The organism is Vibrio alfacsensis (assembly GCF_019670485.1).
Lineage (GTDB): Bacteria > Pseudomonadota > Gammaproteobacteria > Enterobacterales > Vibrionaceae > Vibrio > Vibrio alfacsensis.
In genome coordinates, this window is record NZ_AP024165.1 from 1,238,114 (window position 1) to 1,254,384 (window position 16,271).

15 protein-coding genes and 1 pseudogene are annotated in these 16,271 nt (G+C 41.1%); 14 read left to right on the forward strand and 2 right to left on the reverse strand.

Annotated elements, in window-relative coordinates; genetic code table 11:
* Nucleotides 1-126: 126 nt before the first annotated feature.
* From VA249_RS05665 to VA249_RS05680, 3 genes are all read left to right on the forward strand, one after another.
* Entirely contained in the window at nt 127-801 is a 675-nt protein-coding gene (locus tag VA249_RS05665) for a Cthe_2314 family HEPN domain-containing protein (RefSeq protein WP_031850734.1), read from the forward strand.
* 150 nt (nt 802-951) lie between these two features.
* Complete coding sequence (locus VA249_RS05670; protein WP_221069306.1) at nt 952-1,722, forward strand: hypothetical protein; 771 nt, start codon at nt 952-954, stop codon at nt 1,720-1,722.
* Between the two features lie 168 nt (nt 1,723-1,890).
* The gene (locus VA249_RS05680) at nt 1,891-2,217 is read left to right on the forward strand and encodes a hypothetical protein (RefSeq protein WP_025633776.1); all 327 of its coding nucleotides are present in this window, start codon (nt 1,891-1,893) and stop codon (nt 2,215-2,217) included.
* Nucleotides 2,218-2,424: 207 nt separating this feature from the next.
* Here VA249_RS05680 and VA249_RS05685 read toward each other — a convergent pair whose 3' ends face one another.
* Complete coding sequence (locus VA249_RS05685) at nt 2,425-2,727, reverse strand: hypothetical protein (protein ID WP_221069308.1); 303 nt, start codon at nt 2,725-2,727, stop codon at nt 2,425-2,427.
* A gap of 843 nt (nt 2,728-3,570) precedes the next feature.
* Between VA249_RS05685 and yqfB (VA249_RS05695) the strand changes: the two genes are divergently transcribed.
* The 6 genes from yqfB (VA249_RS05695) to VA249_RS05760 all read left to right on the forward strand — a co-directional run bounded on the left by yqfB (VA249_RS05695) (nt 3,571) and on the right by VA249_RS05760 (nt 11,152).
* Nucleotides 3,571-3,885, forward strand: a complete 315-nt coding sequence (yqfB, locus tag VA249_RS05695; RefSeq protein WP_004401149.1) for a N(4)-acetylcytidine aminohydrolase — start codon at nt 3,571-3,573, stop codon at nt 3,883-3,885.
* Between the two features lie 184 nt (nt 3,886-4,069).
* Nucleotides 4,070-5,134, forward strand: a complete 1,065-nt coding sequence (locus VA249_RS05705) for a Shedu anti-phage system protein SduA domain-containing protein (protein ID WP_221069310.1) — start codon at nt 4,070-4,072, stop codon at nt 5,132-5,134.
* Between the two features lie 573 nt (nt 5,135-5,707).
* Nucleotides 5,708-6,022 carry a N(4)-acetylcytidine aminohydrolase gene (gene yqfB, locus VA249_RS05715; RefSeq protein WP_221069314.1) on the forward strand — a complete coding sequence of 105 codons (315 nt, stop codon included), beginning with the start codon at nt 5,708-5,710 and terminating at the stop codon, nt 6,020-6,022.
* A gap of 1,401 nt (nt 6,023-7,423) precedes the next feature.
* Entirely contained in the window at nt 7,424-8,371 is a 948-nt protein-coding gene (locus tag VA249_RS05735) for a restriction endonuclease (protein ID WP_221069316.1), read from the forward strand.
* A 1,305-nt stretch (nt 8,372-9,676) separates the two neighbouring features.
* Nucleotides 9,677-10,198, forward strand: coding sequence for a GNAT family N-acetyltransferase (locus VA249_RS05750; protein WP_005433929.1), 522 nt, complete (start codon nt 9,677-9,679; stop codon nt 10,196-10,198).
* 141 nt (nt 10,199-10,339) lie between these two features.
* A complete protein-coding gene (locus VA249_RS05760) occupies nt 10,340-11,152 on the forward strand; it encodes a hypothetical protein (RefSeq protein ID WP_221069317.1) in 813 nt (270 codons plus the stop codon).
* 206 nt (nt 11,153-11,358) lie between these two features.
* Here VA249_RS05760 and VA249_RS05770 read toward each other — a convergent pair.
* Nucleotides 11,359-11,662 (reverse strand): annotated as a pseudogene (locus VA249_RS05770) (hypothetical protein).
* Nucleotides 11,663-11,905: 243 nt separating this feature from the next.
* Here VA249_RS05770 and VA249_RS05780 point away from each other — a divergent pair.
* The 5 genes from VA249_RS05780 to VA249_RS05820 all read left to right on the forward strand — a co-directional run bounded on the left by VA249_RS05780 (nt 11,906) and on the right by VA249_RS05820 (nt 16,187).
* Nucleotides 11,906-12,754 carry a hypothetical protein gene (locus tag VA249_RS05780; protein WP_086047002.1) on the forward strand — a complete coding sequence of 283 codons (849 nt, stop codon included), beginning with the start codon at nt 11,906-11,908 and terminating at the stop codon, nt 12,752-12,754.
* Nucleotides 12,755-12,901: 147 nt separating this feature from the next.
* Nucleotides 12,902-13,429: an ATP-binding protein gene (locus VA249_RS05790; protein ID WP_221069321.1), complete on the forward strand. Its 528-nt coding sequence runs from the start codon at nt 12,902-12,904 to the stop codon at nt 13,427-13,429.
* 770 nt (nt 13,430-14,199) lie between these two features.
* Nucleotides 14,200-14,835 (forward strand): AbiV family abortive infection protein, encoded by a 636-nt coding sequence (locus tag VA249_RS05800; protein ID WP_221069323.1) that lies wholly within the window; start codon nt 14,200-14,202, stop codon nt 14,833-14,835.
* A 554-nt stretch (nt 14,836-15,389) separates the two neighbouring features.
* Nucleotides 15,390-15,665: a hypothetical protein gene (locus VA249_RS05810; protein WP_038887404.1), complete on the forward strand. Its 276-nt coding sequence runs from the start codon at nt 15,390-15,392 to the stop codon at nt 15,663-15,665.
* 180 nt (nt 15,666-15,845) lie between these two features.
* Nucleotides 15,846-16,187, forward strand: a complete 342-nt coding sequence (locus VA249_RS05820) for a hypothetical protein (protein ID WP_017191243.1) — start codon at nt 15,846-15,848, stop codon at nt 16,185-16,187.
* The last annotated feature ends 84 nt before the right edge of the window (nt 16,188-16,271 follow it).

Here is a 16,271-nt window from a genome sequence, read left to right on the forward strand (position 1 = left end):
CAAGAGTGATTCGGCACGCGTGGCATTTTTACTGTGCGTTAGTTTTAGTGGTTAAGGTGGTATGCGGGAGCTTCGGTATTGCGTGCCTCACACCTTAACAAGGCGTTATGTTTTTGGGAGAAAACCTTGAAGCACAAAATATATGATTCTTTTGGACGTGACCTTTTTACACATAAGAAAGGTTCAGATAGAACAGCTTTAGAGCAGTACCATGTTGATTGTTGGAAAACATGTCGCTCAATTGAAACGGCGATAAAAAAGCTAAAAATCTCTGAGCAGTGCTTGAGGCACTCTTACAAATTTTGCCCAAACGAACATGAGATTGCAGAGTATATCGAGTTTCACATCGAGAATTATCTAATCAGAAGTCGAACAATCTATGATCGTGTTTTAATTTTCACCAATTTTTTATGTGACATACAGATGGCAAAGGATTCAGTGAACCATCAAGCAATAATTACGAATGGTAAGGTTATTAGGGCTGATTTGGTTTCACTTCTAAAGTCAGTGAATAAGGCGTGTTCATCATATCGCTTGGAGAGAAATGGTGTTATCCATCATGATAAGTATCACGATGAAGAACTTGAGTGGGTTGATACTGCAAGAAAAGCAAAACGTATACTTGGTGGAGATCTGACAAAAATTGGTTTATCAGACGAGATTATCTTAGAAAAAACAGCTGCGGTAATTTTTGAACATTTGGTGGAGTTTGAAAAGAATACTGAAAGCGTCGTGGCTGCTGTTGAGCTGTTTTTAAATAAAGCACTAGAGACTTACGAGCATACTTCACAACAAACATAACAAAGCATTTAAGAGTGATTCCCAACGCTTGGCATTTTTCATTCCATCGTTGGTTTTTGTGTTTACGGTGGTAAGGTTGAGTTTCGTGGTTGCGTTGCTCACACCTTAATGCGGCGTTATATGTACAATCGAAAATTAATGAAGAACCTCATGAATAAACAAATAGTAAAGCTAAAGCATACATCGGTTTTAACAAATCAAATTGTAGACCAGTTGAAATCTAAAGCGGTGAATGTTCTACGCAGGAACTATCTAAATCCAAGAAATAATCAACCTATGTGGGTGACTCATGCTAAAGGTAATAGATATCCTACAGATTATTATTTACGGAACAATTGTCTTCCGGCTCACCTGTCAATTGTAAATGATCTCAAATCACTAGGATTGTCCCCCAGGGTTGTAGTCGGTTTCTTACATGCCAGTGATGAGACCGAAAGCAATATAGATCTTATTAAGAACTTTAGTTTGACTAGTAATGACAAGTCGATAGATAGTCTTTTTCATTGTTGGATAGAGTTTGATAACTCTTATGAGATATTGGATATAACCTCTGATTGTGCGTTGAAATCAAAAAATGGATATTTGCTTAACCCTCTAAAGAATAGTCACAAAGCCGTGCTAACCGATCTTGCAAGTGTTTATACCTTTCATTCCAAGTTCGTATTTAGATGCTTATATTTTACTGATCCGGTAATAGGAAGAACGGAAAATGATGTAAAAAAAGAGACGGAGTCCTATTTAATTGATTTTTCAAAGCAGCAATGCATAAAATTAGAAGATTCAAAAGGGGACTTTGAAAAATTACTAAGCGGGCAAGAATGTAAAGGTTCATTAAAGGACCAATGCATAAATTTAGTCTCTTTGTTCAATGATAAGCTGAAAAATATTTGGTCATTTCTTAGTAAAATCATAGATAAGTAAACGGTACATATAACAAACTGTTTAAGAGTGATTCGCAACGCGTGGCATTTTTACTATGCGTTGCGTTTAGTGTTTAAGGTGGTATGCGGTGACTTCGGCATTGCGTTGCTCACACCTTAACAGGGCGTTATGCTCTATGCTGAAAAATGGAACTTTAAGGAGGTTGGCATGAGTATCAAAGAGTCTGATTGGAAAGTCTTTTGCGAAATCAAAAATGAAGCAATTCAGTTGTATTGCACGAGACAACTGAACGAAGTCATTGAAACTATTACTGACGAGTCAGAACTGGCAGGGGAAAGGTTTCATTTTATGTGTCAGTATTCCAAAACGTCAGAAAAGCAGATGAAGCTTATCTTTGATGGTCATTCTCGCAATAAGGCATTTATTCAGCTCATGTTAATGTGTGAAGAAAATTTGGTTGCACCAGAGCAGTTCGAACGTCTCTCGGATGAGTTCAAAAAAGACATTACGTCATTGCTGGAAAGACGAGCATAACAAAGCGTTCAAGACGGATTCCCAACGCTTGGCATTTTCGGCTTACTTTGGGTTAAGTGTTTATGTCACAATGGTTTAGGTCAGGTGGTAGCGTTGCTCACCACTTAACGCGGCGTTAGTCGCCAGAAAAAGCTAGCAATCAAAATCATGTTTCTGAGCTTAAAATTTAGCAGCAGTTTGTTTGGTACACAGACTCATCGTCGATCATTAGAACTTAGTTTTAGCTGTTTTGAGTCTAAAATTTTGCAAGTGTCTTAGCGATTGTTTTGTTCTTTGGTGCTGACAGAACAGGGCAATCGAGAGTTTGTTTTTGGTTGCAACTCCGCTCGGTGAGTTTGTTGGTACAAAAGCCGATTTACTCGCTGAAATGACGTTTTCTCTGGTGTGGTAAGTTCCACGTGGTTTCAGTGACTTTGTTGAAAGTCCGCACTGTGAGATTGGTTTTCCAAAAGCGTTTTTTGGTGTTGTCAGTCCGTTTTCTACGGCGTTGTTTGTTCCAAGTGGTTTCATTGAGTAGTCGCTTTGAGACTACGCCTGACTTAAATGCATCAAAGCACATAAAGTTTGTTGTTCGCAAAGTTTAGTTCGGCTTAAAATTGTCGCTCGGTGCCTCGCGACTAACAAACTGCTCAAGAGGGATTCGCAACGCGTGGCATTTTTACTATGCGTTGAATTTAGTGATTAAGGTGGTTTGCGGCGGCTTCGGTATTGCATTGCTCACCCCTTAGCAGGGCGTTATGTTTACTTGTATTTCAAAGGCTTAAGTGTCTTAGGTTCTAGTTCTTTATCCCTCTGGCAGTTCGTCCCTAGTAGACTCAGCAAATCCGCATTGTCGTTCTAATTTCTTGAATCTCTCAGCCCGTAAAACATGCAAATGTTCGTGGGTTGCTTCATTGATAGGTCGTGGCGGTTGGCTTCGGGTTTAACTGGCTTAAAGTCGCTTCTGGGTACTTAGGCAATTAGCATTTCGGCTTGGCAGTTGCCTCGGCAATTAGCCATTGTCTGCGCTTTGGTTGGAAAGATAGGGCGCTTGTTGTTTCTTGGTCGGGTTGCCTCATTGGGCAGGGAAGTGGAATTACACGTTTAAGGTTAATCACCTTTGGCGGTCAAGTTGGTTCGAGCCTTGTGGTTTAGCTCAGAAAACTAGTTAGATATAGCAGTTCTTTCTCAAGTAAATCATGCGTTCGTGGTAAAACATAACAAACAATTCAACAGTGATTCGCAACGCTTGGCGCTCTCACTTCGGGTTGAGTTTAGTGTTTATGGCACAGTGTTCAAGTTCAGTGTCTGCGCTGCTCACACGTTAATTGGGCGTTATATGCTTGGAAGAATCTGTAAGGAAGCAGGTGTTTAATGGTGAGCAAAATTACATTTTTCACAAGGCTTGAGCGCCAGATTCTTTCTGGTAAAAAGACTGCAACGATTAGGGATAAATCTGAAAGCCATTATTACCCAGGGCAGGTTGTTGAAGCATTTACTCACGAAGATGAGCGGAAAATCTGTAGACTAGAAATTGTCGGTGTTGAGCATGTGAACTTTGATAAACTCAACAGAAAGCACGCAAAAGCAGAAAATCTTCCATTTGTGTTCATGCTCAAATGGATTTTGCGAAAGATATACCCAGCAGAAAAGAGCTTGTGTTTTATTAGCTTCAAAGTCGTTGACTAACAAGTCTGCAAGTTATGAAACCCCTTGAACCACGCATATAACAAACTGTTCAAGAGGGATTCGCAACGCGTGGCATTTTCACTATGCGTTGAATTTAGTGATTAAGGTGGTATGCGGCGGCTTTTGTATTGCGTTGCTCACCCCTTAACAGGGCGTTAACTTTCTTTTGAGTTGGGAGGTAAAATTGTCAGTAGGCTCAATTGGTAAGAAACAGGCAAAGTCTGGAAATGTAGGTTACAGCGATCCAGTTGTAATTCACGAAACATCACGTTCTAGGATAGATTTTGTGCCGTTTTACATTACGAACTCTCAAGGTGTAGATCTTGCGGGAAAAATTATTACGTACAAAAAGCAAAATACACCCTTTGGCTTGCTTCCCGTTGACGAAAAATCGTTGTCTTTACAGGCAGGGTCTTTATTGAAGTTATATGAGGCAATCAAGTCCCATGTTGCTGTAAAAAATGAAACAGAGGGCGACTTTCTTCTTATAAGGGTTAATGATGGTACTGCACAGCTTGCTGAACATGATCCTCAATCGGTTGCTAATGCGCTTACTTCAGTATTGTCTCAAAGTGAAATTGTAAAGCATCTTGAAAATGCAGATTTATCAGATGAGTTAGCTAATGCTCTCAAGGGCTCTATCCGACTCAAAGATATGAAATCGGCAGTAAATCAGTTGAGAAATCATCTCAACAACCAAGAAAACGATGAGAAGATCTATCAAAAATGGTGTGAAGAGTATCCTTGGGCTTTTGGAAATGCTTATGTAGTTAACGACGATGTAAGAGCTATATCTCCTCATGACCACTTGGATTTAATGCTATCGAATGTTATCGGTGGTTTCAGAGATATAATCGAGCTGAAACGTCCGAACATGGAGGTGTTAAATTATGATAGCTCTCATCGTAATTTTTACTTTTCGTCAGAAGTATCTAAGGCTATTGGGCAATGTCACAGATACTTGGACGTTTTCAATGATGTTGCGTCTAAAGGGCTAGCTGACCACCCAGAGATTGTGGCTTACCATCCAAGAGCTACGATAGTCATTGGTAGGTCTCATGATTGGACTCCCGAAAAACACAAAGCCTTACACGGTTTAAACTCACGATTAAGCAATCTCTCAATTATGACTTATGATCATTTGCTAAACCAAGGAGAACGTTTGGTCAACTTATTGGAGCCAACTCCAACTTGCCCAAGTGAATCAGGTTCAGTTCAAGACGATGATTGGCTGGACTTTGAGTTCTAGAAAGTTAACAAACAATTTAAGAGTGATTCGGCACGCGTGGCATTTTTACTATGCGTCGGTTCAGGTGGTTAAGGTGGTATGCGGCAGCATCAGTATTGCGTGCCTCACACCTTAATTGGGCGTTATTTCCGCAACGGATCTCTCAGGCTGAATGTACGTGGTTGTAGCCTAAGAGTGAAAGTGGCGGGGTAATAGGGTGGAAAAGCGGCGAAAAGGGCGAATATTGGTCATTTCCATGCTAGCCTTAAAGCGCTTTAAGCGCACCTTAATATGGCGCAGCAATTAAAGAGTGACGCTAAAGCGATTTAAGGTAGTGAGCTGCCAAATACTTCGGCTTCGATTTTTGCCTGCATACCGAAAATTTCTCGTCATATCAAAAGATTAGGCGTAAACATAGCCGACTTTAGTTGCGGAATAACAAGACGTTCAAGGCGATTCGAAACGCATTGGGGTTTTAGTGCCCAAATAGGCACGGATTTATCAGAGTTTATTTTAGGTTAGGGTGGATCTGCGTCTCTCACACCTTAACTGCGCGTTATATGCTTGGAAGAATCTGTAAGGAAGCGGTGTTCAATGGTGGATAAAATTACATTTTTTACAAGGCTAGAGCGCCAGATTCTTTCTGGTAAAAAGACTGCAACGATTAGGGATAAATCTGAAAGCCATTATTATCCAGGTCAGCTTGTTGAAGCATTTACTCACGAAGATGGGCGGAAAATCTGTAGACTAGAAATTGTCGGTGTTGAGCATGTGAACTTCGATAAACTCAACAGAAAGCACGCAAAAGCAGAAAATCTTCCATTTGTCTTCATGCTCAAATGGATTTTGCGAAAGATCTACCCAACAGAAAAAAGCTTGTGTTTTATAAGCTTCAAAGTCGTTGATTAACAAGTCTGCAAGTTATGAACCCCCTTTAGCCACGCATATAACAAACTGTTCAAGAGGGATTCGCAACGCGTGGCATTTTTACTGTGCGTTGGTTTTAGTGGTTAAGGTGGTATGCGGCGGCATCGGTATTGCGTTGCTCACCCCTTAACAGGGCGTTAGTTTGCAAGAGGAAACACGCAGCTATATCGCAAGATCTAGTGGTAAAAGCTCAAAGTTTAAGTTTTTGTATTAGCTTTCAATTTTAGTGTTAACTAGCGTGGTGAAAATCCAAAATTGGCATCGTTTCAACGGTTGATTTGTTCTTTGGTGCGGTGACTTTTTGGGGTTAAGTGAGTCGAACTTTTTTGCTGAAACTCTGCTCGTTGAGTTTGTTGGTACAAAAGCCGATTTACTCGCTGAAATGGCGTTTTCTCTGGTGTGGTAAGTTCATGTGGTTTCAGTGGCTTTGTTGAAAGTCCGCATTGTGAGATTGGTTTTCCAAAAGCGTTTTTTGGTGTTGTAAGTTCGTTTTCTACGGCGTTGTTTGTTCCACGTGGTTTCATTGAGTAGCCGCTTTGAGACTACGCCTGGCTTAAGTGCATCACAACACTTAAAGCTTATTGTTTGCAAAGTTTAAAATAACGTAAAATCAACGCTTTGGGTTTGCAAACTAACAAACTGCTCAAGAGGGATTCGCAACGCGTGGCATTTTCACTATGCGTTGATTTTAATGATTAAGGTGGTATGCGGCGGCTTTGGTATTGCGTTGCTCACCCCTTAGCAGGGCGTTAGTTTGCAAGAGGAAAAACGCAGCCATATCGCAAGATCTAATGGTAAAAAATCAAAGTTAAAATTGTCGTATCGGAGTCTGAACTCACAGTTAATTAGCGTGGTAAAAATCCAAAATTGGCATTGTTTCAACGGTTACTTTGTTCTTTGGTGCGGCGACTTTTGGGTTAACTGAGTCGAATTTTTTTGCTGAAACTCTGCTCGTTGAGTTTGTTGGTACAAAAGCCGATTTACTCGCTGAAATGGCGTTTTCTCTGGTGTGGTAAGTTCATGTGGTTTCAGTGACTTTGTTGAAAGTCTGCATTGTGAGATTGGTTTTCCAAAAGCGCTTTTTGGTGTTGTGAGTTCGTTTTCTGCGGTGTTGTTTGTTCCACGTGGTTTCATTAACTAGCCGCTTTTAGACTACGCCTGACTTAAGTGCATCAAAATACATATGTTTATTGTTTGGAAAGTTTAAAATAACGTAAAATCAACGCTTTGGGTTTGCAAACTAACAAACTGCTCAAGAGGGATTCGCAACGCGTGGCATTTTTACTATGCGTTGAATTTAGTGATTAAGGTGGTATGCGGCGGCTTCGGTATTGCGTTGCTCACCCCTTAGCAGGGCGTTATGTTCACAAGCAGGAAATACGGATGGCAATATTAGATTTTAAAGAGATTCCCATGCCACATAAGGGTGGCGGTGAACAAGACAAATTCGAGCTTTTTGCACGGGATTTCTTCCACAACTTAGGCTATAAAATTGAATCAGCTCCCGGAAGAGGTGCTGATGGTGGAAAAGATCTACTTCTGATTGAAACAAGAAAAGGTATAGCAAATGATACCGAAGTGCGTTGGCTTGTTAGTTGTAAGCATAAAGCTCATTCAGGTTCATCTGTGTCTAAAACTGACGAGCCAGAAATCCTAGACTCGCTACGTGCTCATGGTTGCGACGGGTTTATCGGTTTTTATTCAACATTACCCTCATCTGGTTTAGTAGCTAAAGTTGAAAGTATTACTGAAATTGAGCACCAGTTTTTCGATTCATCAAAGATTGAGCAAACATTGCTCAAAAATAGTAGTTGTCTCGAATTAGCAAAACGATACTTCCCTGTTTCATATAAGTCTTGGGCTGATGAGAATCCGAAACCAGCTCAAATCTTCTCAGACTTTGAACCTTTTAAATGTCATTGTTGCGGAGAAGAACTTGGCTATGAAAGTATTGGTAGGGTAGTTTCTTGGAGTAAATATGAAACTGTAAATGACGTAGCAATCAAGAAAATCAGAAATCAGTACGTTTGTTGTGGTGGCGATTGCGACTATAAGCTCTCTCACTCTGCTCGATACTTCACTGATGGTTATGTAGATGCATGGGCAGATCTAAAAGATTATTTCACGCCAACTCTTTACTTGAGAGCTGTAATGGGATTTTGCAACGAATTGAACGACCCTACTATTGAATACAGCGCCGAAGCATTTGACCAAGAGAAAGAAATCTTGTTAAAGGCATTTCCATATGTCTGCCGTAACTTGACCAAATCTGAAGTCGATCAAATCCGAGATCTAGCAATGTTGCCTAAGTTTCTCGGTGGTTTAGGGTAAGTGAACATAACAAAGCGTTTAAGACGGATTCACAACGCTTGGCATTTTTGGTTCGATTCAGCTTTAGTGTATATGGCACAATTGTTTAGGTGAGGTGGTAGCGTTGTTCACCACTTAACGCGGCGTTAGTTTGCAAGAGGAAAAACGCAGCTATATCGCAAGATCTAGTGGTAAAAGCTCAAAGTTGAAATTGTCGTATCGGCGTTCAATTTCAGTGTTAACTAGCGTGGTGAAAATTCAAAATTGGCATCGTTTCAACGGTTGATTTGTTTTTTGGTGCGGCAACTTTTGGGTTACCTGAGTCGAACTTTTTTGCTGAAACTCTGCTCGTTGAGTTTGTTGGTACAAAAGCCGATCTACTCGCTGAAATAGCGTTTTCTCTGGTGTGGTAAGTTCATGTGGTTTCAGTGGCTTTGTTGAAAGTCCGCATTGTTAGATTGGTTTTCCAAAAGTGCTTTTTGGTGTTGTTAGTTCGCTTTCTGCGGCGTTGTTTGTTTCACGTGGTTTCATTGAGAAGCCGCTTTGATACTACGCCTGACTCAAGTGCATCAAAACACATAAAGTTTGTTGTTTGCAAAGTGTAAAATAACGTAAAATCAACGCTTTGGGTTTGCAAACTAACAAACTGCTCAAGAGGGATTCGCAACGCGTGGCATTTTCACTATGCGTTGGTTTTAGTGTTTAAGGCGGTTTGCGGCGGCTTCGGTATTGCGTTGCTCACCCCTTAACAGGGCGTTAGTACGGGGTTGACATCAAAGGTCATAAGTTTTGGTGTTTATCTGTTTTGGCGCTCGTCTTTACACGTTTCAGTTTGTACCTTTCACGTTCTTTCCGGTGGCACTATATGGTGAGTGTTTGCTTTGATTTCACCGTTTACGGTGTCTAACTCTTACCCTATTTCTTTGGCGCTTCTTCTCTTTCGTGGTTTTTACGAAGTCAGAGTTGTCTTTCTTTGGTACTGCCGTCGAAGTGCGAGGATCGAATCCTTTTCTAATTTGAAGCCAGTGAAAGTAGGGCAGTTCAGTGCGTTTTTCTTCTAGCCAACTTTCGTCTTTCAATCGGGGTAAAGTTTTGTAGCTGCCCGTCTCACTTCAGTGTTCAAAGCCTTTCATATTATGCCAGTTTTCAATATCTTGGAGCGCATAAATAGAAGTAGCGCATGTACTAACAAATTGCTTAAGAGTGATTCGTAACGCGTGGCATTTTTACTTTGCGGTGGCTTATGTGATTAAGGCGCTGTGCGGTAGCTTTTGTATTGCGTTACTCACACCTTAGCAAGGCGTTAGCCCTTTTCGAGGAAACGATATGGAAATCGTACAAGAAATAGATGTTTCAGAATTGCATCATAAGGCAATCGAAGCATTAAGAAATCAAGCTTTTCCAGATAGCCAAGTAAGTCGTTCTTACTTTAAGCAGTTGCCTCATATGCGTGCCCTTCATTTTCAAGGTGAACAGCTGGTTGGCTATCTTGGACTGGATTATCGCGTTGTTAGTGTCGGCGGGGAAATACATAAGGTTCTGGGCGTAATCGACTTTTGTGTTGACGAACGTTATCGAGGGCAAGGTATTGGCTCTTTTATGTTGTCAGAATTATCGGCATTTGCTGAAACTAAAGATGTGGATTTCATAATCCTTATATCTGAGTTACATGATTTCTACTCTACAAACGGCTTTTACCAAGTTCAGTGCATGCAGTCTTGGTTAAGGCTTCACGAGCACACCAACTTTGGAGTTGCTGTAGAGCATCTTGATGAACTGTATGTGAAACCACTCAGAGATAAGCAGTGGGGTGTTGGACATTTTGATTGGCTAGGTTATATGTACTAGTCAACCACAGGGCTAACAAACTGTTCAAGAGGGATTCGCAACGCGTGGCATTTTCACTATGCGTTGGTTTTAGTGTTTAAGGCGGTATGCGGCGGCTCTTGTATTGCGTTGCTCACCCCTTAACAGGGCGTTATACATTTTATGAAAGGTGGAACTTTGAGGTTAGGTCAGTGCGGTCTTTGTTTAGAACACAAAGAGTTAAGAAATAGTCATCTCATGCCAAAGGCGCTTTACAAAAAATTGAAAGGGGCTTTCGATGGTGATGATCTAGTTTTAAATCAAAGCCATGATAAATCTTCGATCTATTCTGATTTTCAAGTTACTTCACATTTTCTTTGTTCTGAGTGTGAATTACGCTTTTCTCGCCTAGGGGAAAATGCTGTTGTGTCAGAGTGCCATGCTGGCACTGACAAGTTCCCGCTTCTAGAGCGCCTAAAAAGTGCAAAGCAATTTGCAAGTATCAGAGGGGAACGTTGGTTTAACCCAATCCAGAACGAATTCCCTAATATTGACTGCTATCTATATTTTGCAGCAAGTATCGTTTGGCGCGCCTCAGCTTGGCCAACGGCAAAAAACTCTAATCAAAAGTCACTGGGCTCACGTTACCAAGAAGAGTTCCGTCGTTACCTCCTTGGGGAGCAAGGGTTTCCTTCGAACGCATACCTAGCGGTTTACGTAGATACCGATGAAGATATTATGCCAAAAGTGTCTTTCCCCACTTCTTCCAAAAAATTAGGTTATCACCATCATATATTTTACATTCCAGGTGTTAAATTTAGCTTAGTTGTAGGTGAAAATGTCGGAGAAATTAAACACTTGAGTTCGGCGGAAGCTACGAAAGCGTTTTTCATCTCTTATAGTTTTAAAAAGCATCCTGATTATCAGTTTATGGTTCGTGAGCTACTCCAAGAGTACAAGCCTAAAGGACGGTTGGCGCGGGAACAAAATGTATAACAAACTGTTCAAGAGGGATTCGCAACGCGTGGCATTTTTACTATGCGTTGGCTTTAGTGTTTAAGGCGGTTTGCGGCGGCTTTTGTATTGCGTTGCTCACCCCTTAACAGGGCGTTAGTCGCCAGAAAAAGCTAGCAATCAAAGTCATGTTTCTTAGCTCAAAATTTGGCAGCTGTTTGTTTGGTATACAGATTCATCGTCGATGGTCAAAACTCAGTTTCAGCAGTTTTAAGTCCAAAGTTTTGCAAGTGTCCAAGCGGTTGTTTTGTTCTTTGGTGCTGACAGAGCAGGGCAATCGAGAGTCTGTTTTTGGTTGCAAATCCGCTCGGTGAGTTTGTTGGGGACAAAAGCCGATTTACTCGCTGAAATGACGTTTTCTCTGGTGTTGTAAGTTCCACGTGGTTTCAGTGACTTTGTTGAAAGTCCGCACTGTGAGATTGGCTTTCCAAAGGCTCTTTTTGGTGTTGTCAGTCCGTTTTCTGCGGCGTTGTTAATTCCAAGTGGTTTCATTGAGTAGCCGCTTTGAGACTACGCCTGACTTAAATGCATCAAAGCACATAAAGTTTGTTGTTCGCAAAGTTTAGTTCGGCTTAAAATTGTCGCTCGGTGCCTCGCGACTAACAAACTGCTCAAGAGGGATTCGCAACGCGTGGCATTTTTACTATGCGTTGAATTTAGTGATTAAGGTGGTTTGCGGCGGCTTTGTATTGCGTTGCTCACCCCTTAGCAGGGCGTTAAGCTGCAGGAGAAACAATGAAGAACAAATTGCGTTTTGATCCACAAAAAAGCCTAATCGAGCTAAAGGTTCTTTGGCTTGTGGTAGGTGTTTTTATTAGCTTTGCAATTATTGTCGCGCTGATCGTCGGTATTAATTCTCAGATAACCCCAGATTATTCATATGCTGGTTTTAATCATGCCTTGGTAGTATTTCGTGTTCCTCTAGCTATCTTAGCTCTAATCATACCAATCGTTGCTTTGCTTGCTGCGAACCATCGCTCAGAGCAAACCAAAGAGCAAATACGTGTTGCGAATGAACAAAATAGCTTTTCTAACTACTACAAACATATCGAAGAGTTTGAAAAGTACCTGAATAAGACGTGGAATAGCAAACTTCACACATCCTCCCCAAGGAAATTACATAAAGCACTATTCCCGAATGCGAGATATGGTGATTTCTCTGTACCAGCTAGTGTTTGGGATAGCTTCGACTCTATGGTCACACGTTTTGTTGAGCAATCGACGGAACTTACGGCATGCTCGAAGCCTGACCAAAACCGGATTTTGGTTGAAATGCAATCTACTGTTCGAAAGTTTGCCGATTCACTGCATTTAACTTCTTACGCAGGTAGTAGCGGCAGTGGCGTAACGTATGATGGTGTACAAATAATTGTTCAAGATGGTGATATAAAGCTATTTGTTTCTCAAATACAAAAAGTAGCTCATATCGTTAATGAAGCTTGCTCTTTTGAACTGGCGTATGAACCTAGCGAAACACTTCAGCAAGTACTAGACATCGACTTTACATCTCTACCTAGCTCGAAAGTAATGCAAGAAAAAGTGAAGCCAGAACTAGATCTAAGTAAGTGGCTAAATGCAGCTTAACAATCTGTTTAAGAGTGATTCGCAACGCTTGGCATTTTTGCTATGCGTTGCGTTTAGTGTTTAAGGTGGTATGCGGAAGCATCGGTATTGCGTTGCTCACACCTTAACAGGGCGTTATGCGATTCGCACAATATCAAGGATAGTAGTATGAAATTAGTATGGTTGCATGGAGCGCCAGCAGCAGGAAAATTAACAGTAGCGAAAGAGTTAGCAGAACATTTTGGTTATAAGCTTTTTCACAACCATTTGGCAGTAGACCTAAGTTTGTCAATTTACGATGAATTTGGTGATAAGGACTTCTTTGATTTCACGAATCAAATTCGTAGAACAACGATAGCTAAAGCTCAAGAAATAGGTGTTACCCATCTAGTCATGACATATATGACTTGCTTTGAAAGTGATGCGGTTGAAATCAATAAATACCTAGAGTTCTTTGCAGACAATGGAATTGAAGTTCATCCAGTTCACTTGAACCCAAGTCACGACATCATCAGAGAAAGGTCGCAGTCAGATGAGCGAGTAAATTCGTACAAACTATCGTGTTTAGATACAATGGATAAGTTGCTGACTGACATGAAGTTTGTTGGTATTAAACATGAAAATCTGCTTTCAATAGATAATTCACATGAAACAGCAAACCAAGTAGCGCACAAGGTTGCAGCACACGTTGGGTAAAATCGCATAACAAAGCATTTAAGACGGATTCCCAACGCTCGGCACTTTCGGTTTGCTTTAAATTTTGTGTTTACGGCACAATGGTTTAGGTTCCGTGGTCGTGCGTTGCTCACCACTTAATGCGGCGTTAGTCGCCAGAAAAACCTAGCAGTCAAAATCATGCTTATGAGCTCAAGATTTGACTGCTGATTGCTCGGTTCACAGATTCATCGTCGTTGATCCAAACTCATTTTCAGCTGCTACAAGTCCAAGGTTTTGTAACTGTCCCAGTGTTTGTTTTGTTCTTTGGTGCTGGCAGTGCAGGGCAATCGAGAGTCTGTTTTTGGTTGCAACTCTGCTCGGCGAGTTTGTTGGTACAAAAGCCGATCTACTCGCTGAGATGACGTTTTCTCTGGTGTTGTAAATTCCACGTGGTTTCAGTGACTTTGTTGAAAGTCCGCACTGTGAGATTAGTTTTTCAAAAAAGTGCTTTTGGGTGTTGTTAGTCCGTTTTCTACGGCGCTGTTTGTTCCAAGTGGTTTCATTGAGTAGCCGCTTTGAGACCACGCCTGACTTAAATGCATCAAAGTAAATAAAGTTTGTTGTTCGCAAAGTTTGGTTCGGCTTAAAATTGTCGCTCGGTGCCTCGCGACTAACAAACTGTTTAAGAGTGATTCGCAACGCATGGCATTTTTATTATGCGTTGGTTTTAGTGTTTAAGGTGGTTTGCGGCGGCTTCGGCATTGCGTTGCTCACACCTTAACAGGGCGTTAAATTCACGGAGGCAGAAAATGTCGCTAAATATCAATCAAATTGATGAGTACATGACAGCGTTAGTAACTAACGCAAGAGGGCTTATCCGAGAATCAGAGCTACTTTTTAAGAAAAAGGCGTATGCACGATCTTACACATTGTCTCATATAGCGAGAGAAGAATTAGCAAAATGCCAAATTCTATACGGAGCTGGTCGTAGATTGATTGCTGGGATTGACGTTGATTGGAAACAAACTATGAAACGTCTCAGAGATCATAAATCCAAATTGAACCAAGAAACCATAAACAATGCAGCATTGTGTTTTATTGGTGGAAATGAGCAGGTTTACAATGATGCAATGCAGTCAGTAAAGGCATCTTCAGACTTACGTAATGACTACAAAAACAATTCGTTATATGTAGGAGTGTCCACAGATGGCAGCATTTTGTGCCCAAACAATGTAATAGATCAGGCAAGGGCTCAACGCAATTTAGAATTAGCCCGTTTTGCGCTTACGGAAGAAGTTAACTTTCAAAGCAAGGTTGGGAAAATATCTAAAATGGATCCCAACAAATTGCCAGACATTTCTAAAGTGGATTCAATGACAAACGTCGAGTACAAAGCGGTACTAGAGCAGCTCGCTGATACTTTCCGGAACACGTCTAAAAAGTGAATTTAACAAACTGTTTAAGAGTGATTCGCAACGCGTGGCATTTTTACTGTGCGTTGGTTTTAGTGTTTAAGGTGGTATGCGGCGGCATTGGTATTGCGTTGCTCACACCTTAACAGGGCGTTATTTCCGCAACGGATCTCTCAGGCTGAATGTACCTGGTTGTAGCCTAAGAGTGAAAGTGGCGGGGTAATAGGGTGGAAAAGCGGCGAAAAGGGCGAATATTGGTCATTTCCATGCTAGCCTTAAAGCGCTTTAAGCGCACCTTAATATGGCGCAGCAATTAAAGAGTGACGCTAAAGCGATTTAAGGTAGTGAGCTGCCAAATACTTCGGCTTCGATTTTTGCCTGCATACCGAAAATTTCTCGTCATATCAAAAGATTAGGCGTAAACATAGCCGACTTTAGTTGCGGAATAACAAGACGTTCAAGGCGATTCGAAACGCATTGGGGTTTTAGTGCCCAAATAGGCACGGATTTATCAGAGTTTATTTTAGGTTAGGGTGGATCTGCGTCTCTCACACCTTAACTGCGCGTTAGGCTAATAGGAGTATCAAATGAATTTTGTTATTAAAACTAGAAAGTTAACTGAAAACGATTTGGGACGAGATTGCCCATTTCCAGTATTAGAGCAAGATCGATATGAAGAGCAACTAAAACTGTTGGCTGAAGATTTTAAAGCAATTAAAGGGATAAACTCTACATCAGTCGTTGGAGCTGAAATTCACATAGATAGCAGTTATTCCGAACAAGAGTTACTCAATAACCTCAAGCATCTTTTTCAAAGAGACTTTTGTATAGTTCGGTTCCAAGCCATTGAATCATTAGCCTAACAAACTGTTCAAGAGGGATTCGCAACGCGTGGCATTTTCACTATGCGTTAGTTTTAGTGTTTAAGGTGGTTTGCGGCGGCTTCGGTATTGCGTTGCTCACCCCTTAACAGGGCGTTAGCTTTCCAAGAGTATAACTGAGAGGTAAAAGTGGAAGAGTTGGATTGGTCGCGGTTAATCCCAATGAGCGTATCAGCATTAGCTGCATGTGTGTCGGTGTTCTACGCACGTAAAGCGAGGAAAGCACAGATTAATCAGGTGGAGCACAAGTTTGAGATTGAGCAATTGAATGAACTCATTGAGAAGTTAAAAATTGCTAACGCAATCGAAACCCACCCACACGATTATGATGATGACACCTTTGTGAATGGGCGCAATTTAGATGATGTCCCATCAAAAATCGCTAAGTTGATGCAAAACTCATTAATCTCGAAAGCATTGGTCAAGACTGAGTGGGAGTTACCAATAACTAATCTACAAAGCAAAATTGATCAGTTGTGTGCAGTTAGAAAAAAACTTCTTTGACGTCTTTCAGCCGTAAAGCTAACAAACGCTTCAAGACGGATTCGCAACGCGTGGCATTTTTACTATGCGTTGATTTTAGTGATT

Coding starts and splice junctions, on each gene's coding strand:
- VA249_RS05670 (WP_221069306.1), top strand. CDS start 952: ATGAATAAACAAATAGTAAAGCTAAAGCATACATCGGTTTTAACAAAT.
- VA249_RS05680 (WP_025633776.1), top strand. CDS start 1,891: ATGAGTATCAAAGAGTCTGATTGGAAAGTCTTTTGCGAAATCAAAAAT.
- VA249_RS05685 (WP_221069308.1), bottom strand. CDS start 2,727: ATGAAACCACTTGGAACAAACAACGCCGTAGAAAACGGACTGACAACA.
- yqfB (WP_004401149.1), top strand. CDS start 3,571: ATGGTGAGCAAAATTACATTTTTCACAAGGCTTGAGCGCCAGATTCTT.
- yqfB (WP_221069314.1), top strand. CDS start 5,708: ATGGTGGATAAAATTACATTTTTTACAAGGCTAGAGCGCCAGATTCTT.
- VA249_RS05735 (WP_221069316.1), top strand. CDS start 7,424: ATGGCAATATTAGATTTTAAAGAGATTCCCATGCCACATAAGGGTGGC.
- VA249_RS05750 (WP_005433929.1), top strand. CDS start 9,677: ATGGAAATCGTACAAGAAATAGATGTTTCAGAATTGCATCATAAGGCA.
- VA249_RS05760 (WP_221069317.1), top strand. CDS start 10,340: ATGAAAGGTGGAACTTTGAGGTTAGGTCAGTGCGGTCTTTGTTTAGAA.
- VA249_RS05780 (WP_086047002.1), top strand. CDS start 11,906: ATGAAGAACAAATTGCGTTTTGATCCACAAAAAAGCCTAATCGAGCTA.
- VA249_RS05790 (WP_221069321.1), top strand. CDS start 12,902: ATGAAATTAGTATGGTTGCATGGAGCGCCAGCAGCAGGAAAATTAACA.
- VA249_RS05800 (WP_221069323.1), top strand. CDS start 14,200: ATGTCGCTAAATATCAATCAAATTGATGAGTACATGACAGCGTTAGTA.
- VA249_RS05810 (WP_038887404.1), top strand. CDS start 15,390: ATGAATTTTGTTATTAAAACTAGAAAGTTAACTGAAAACGATTTGGGA.
- VA249_RS05820 (WP_017191243.1), top strand. CDS start 15,846: ATGAGCGTATCAGCATTAGCTGCATGTGTGTCGGTGTTCTACGCACGT.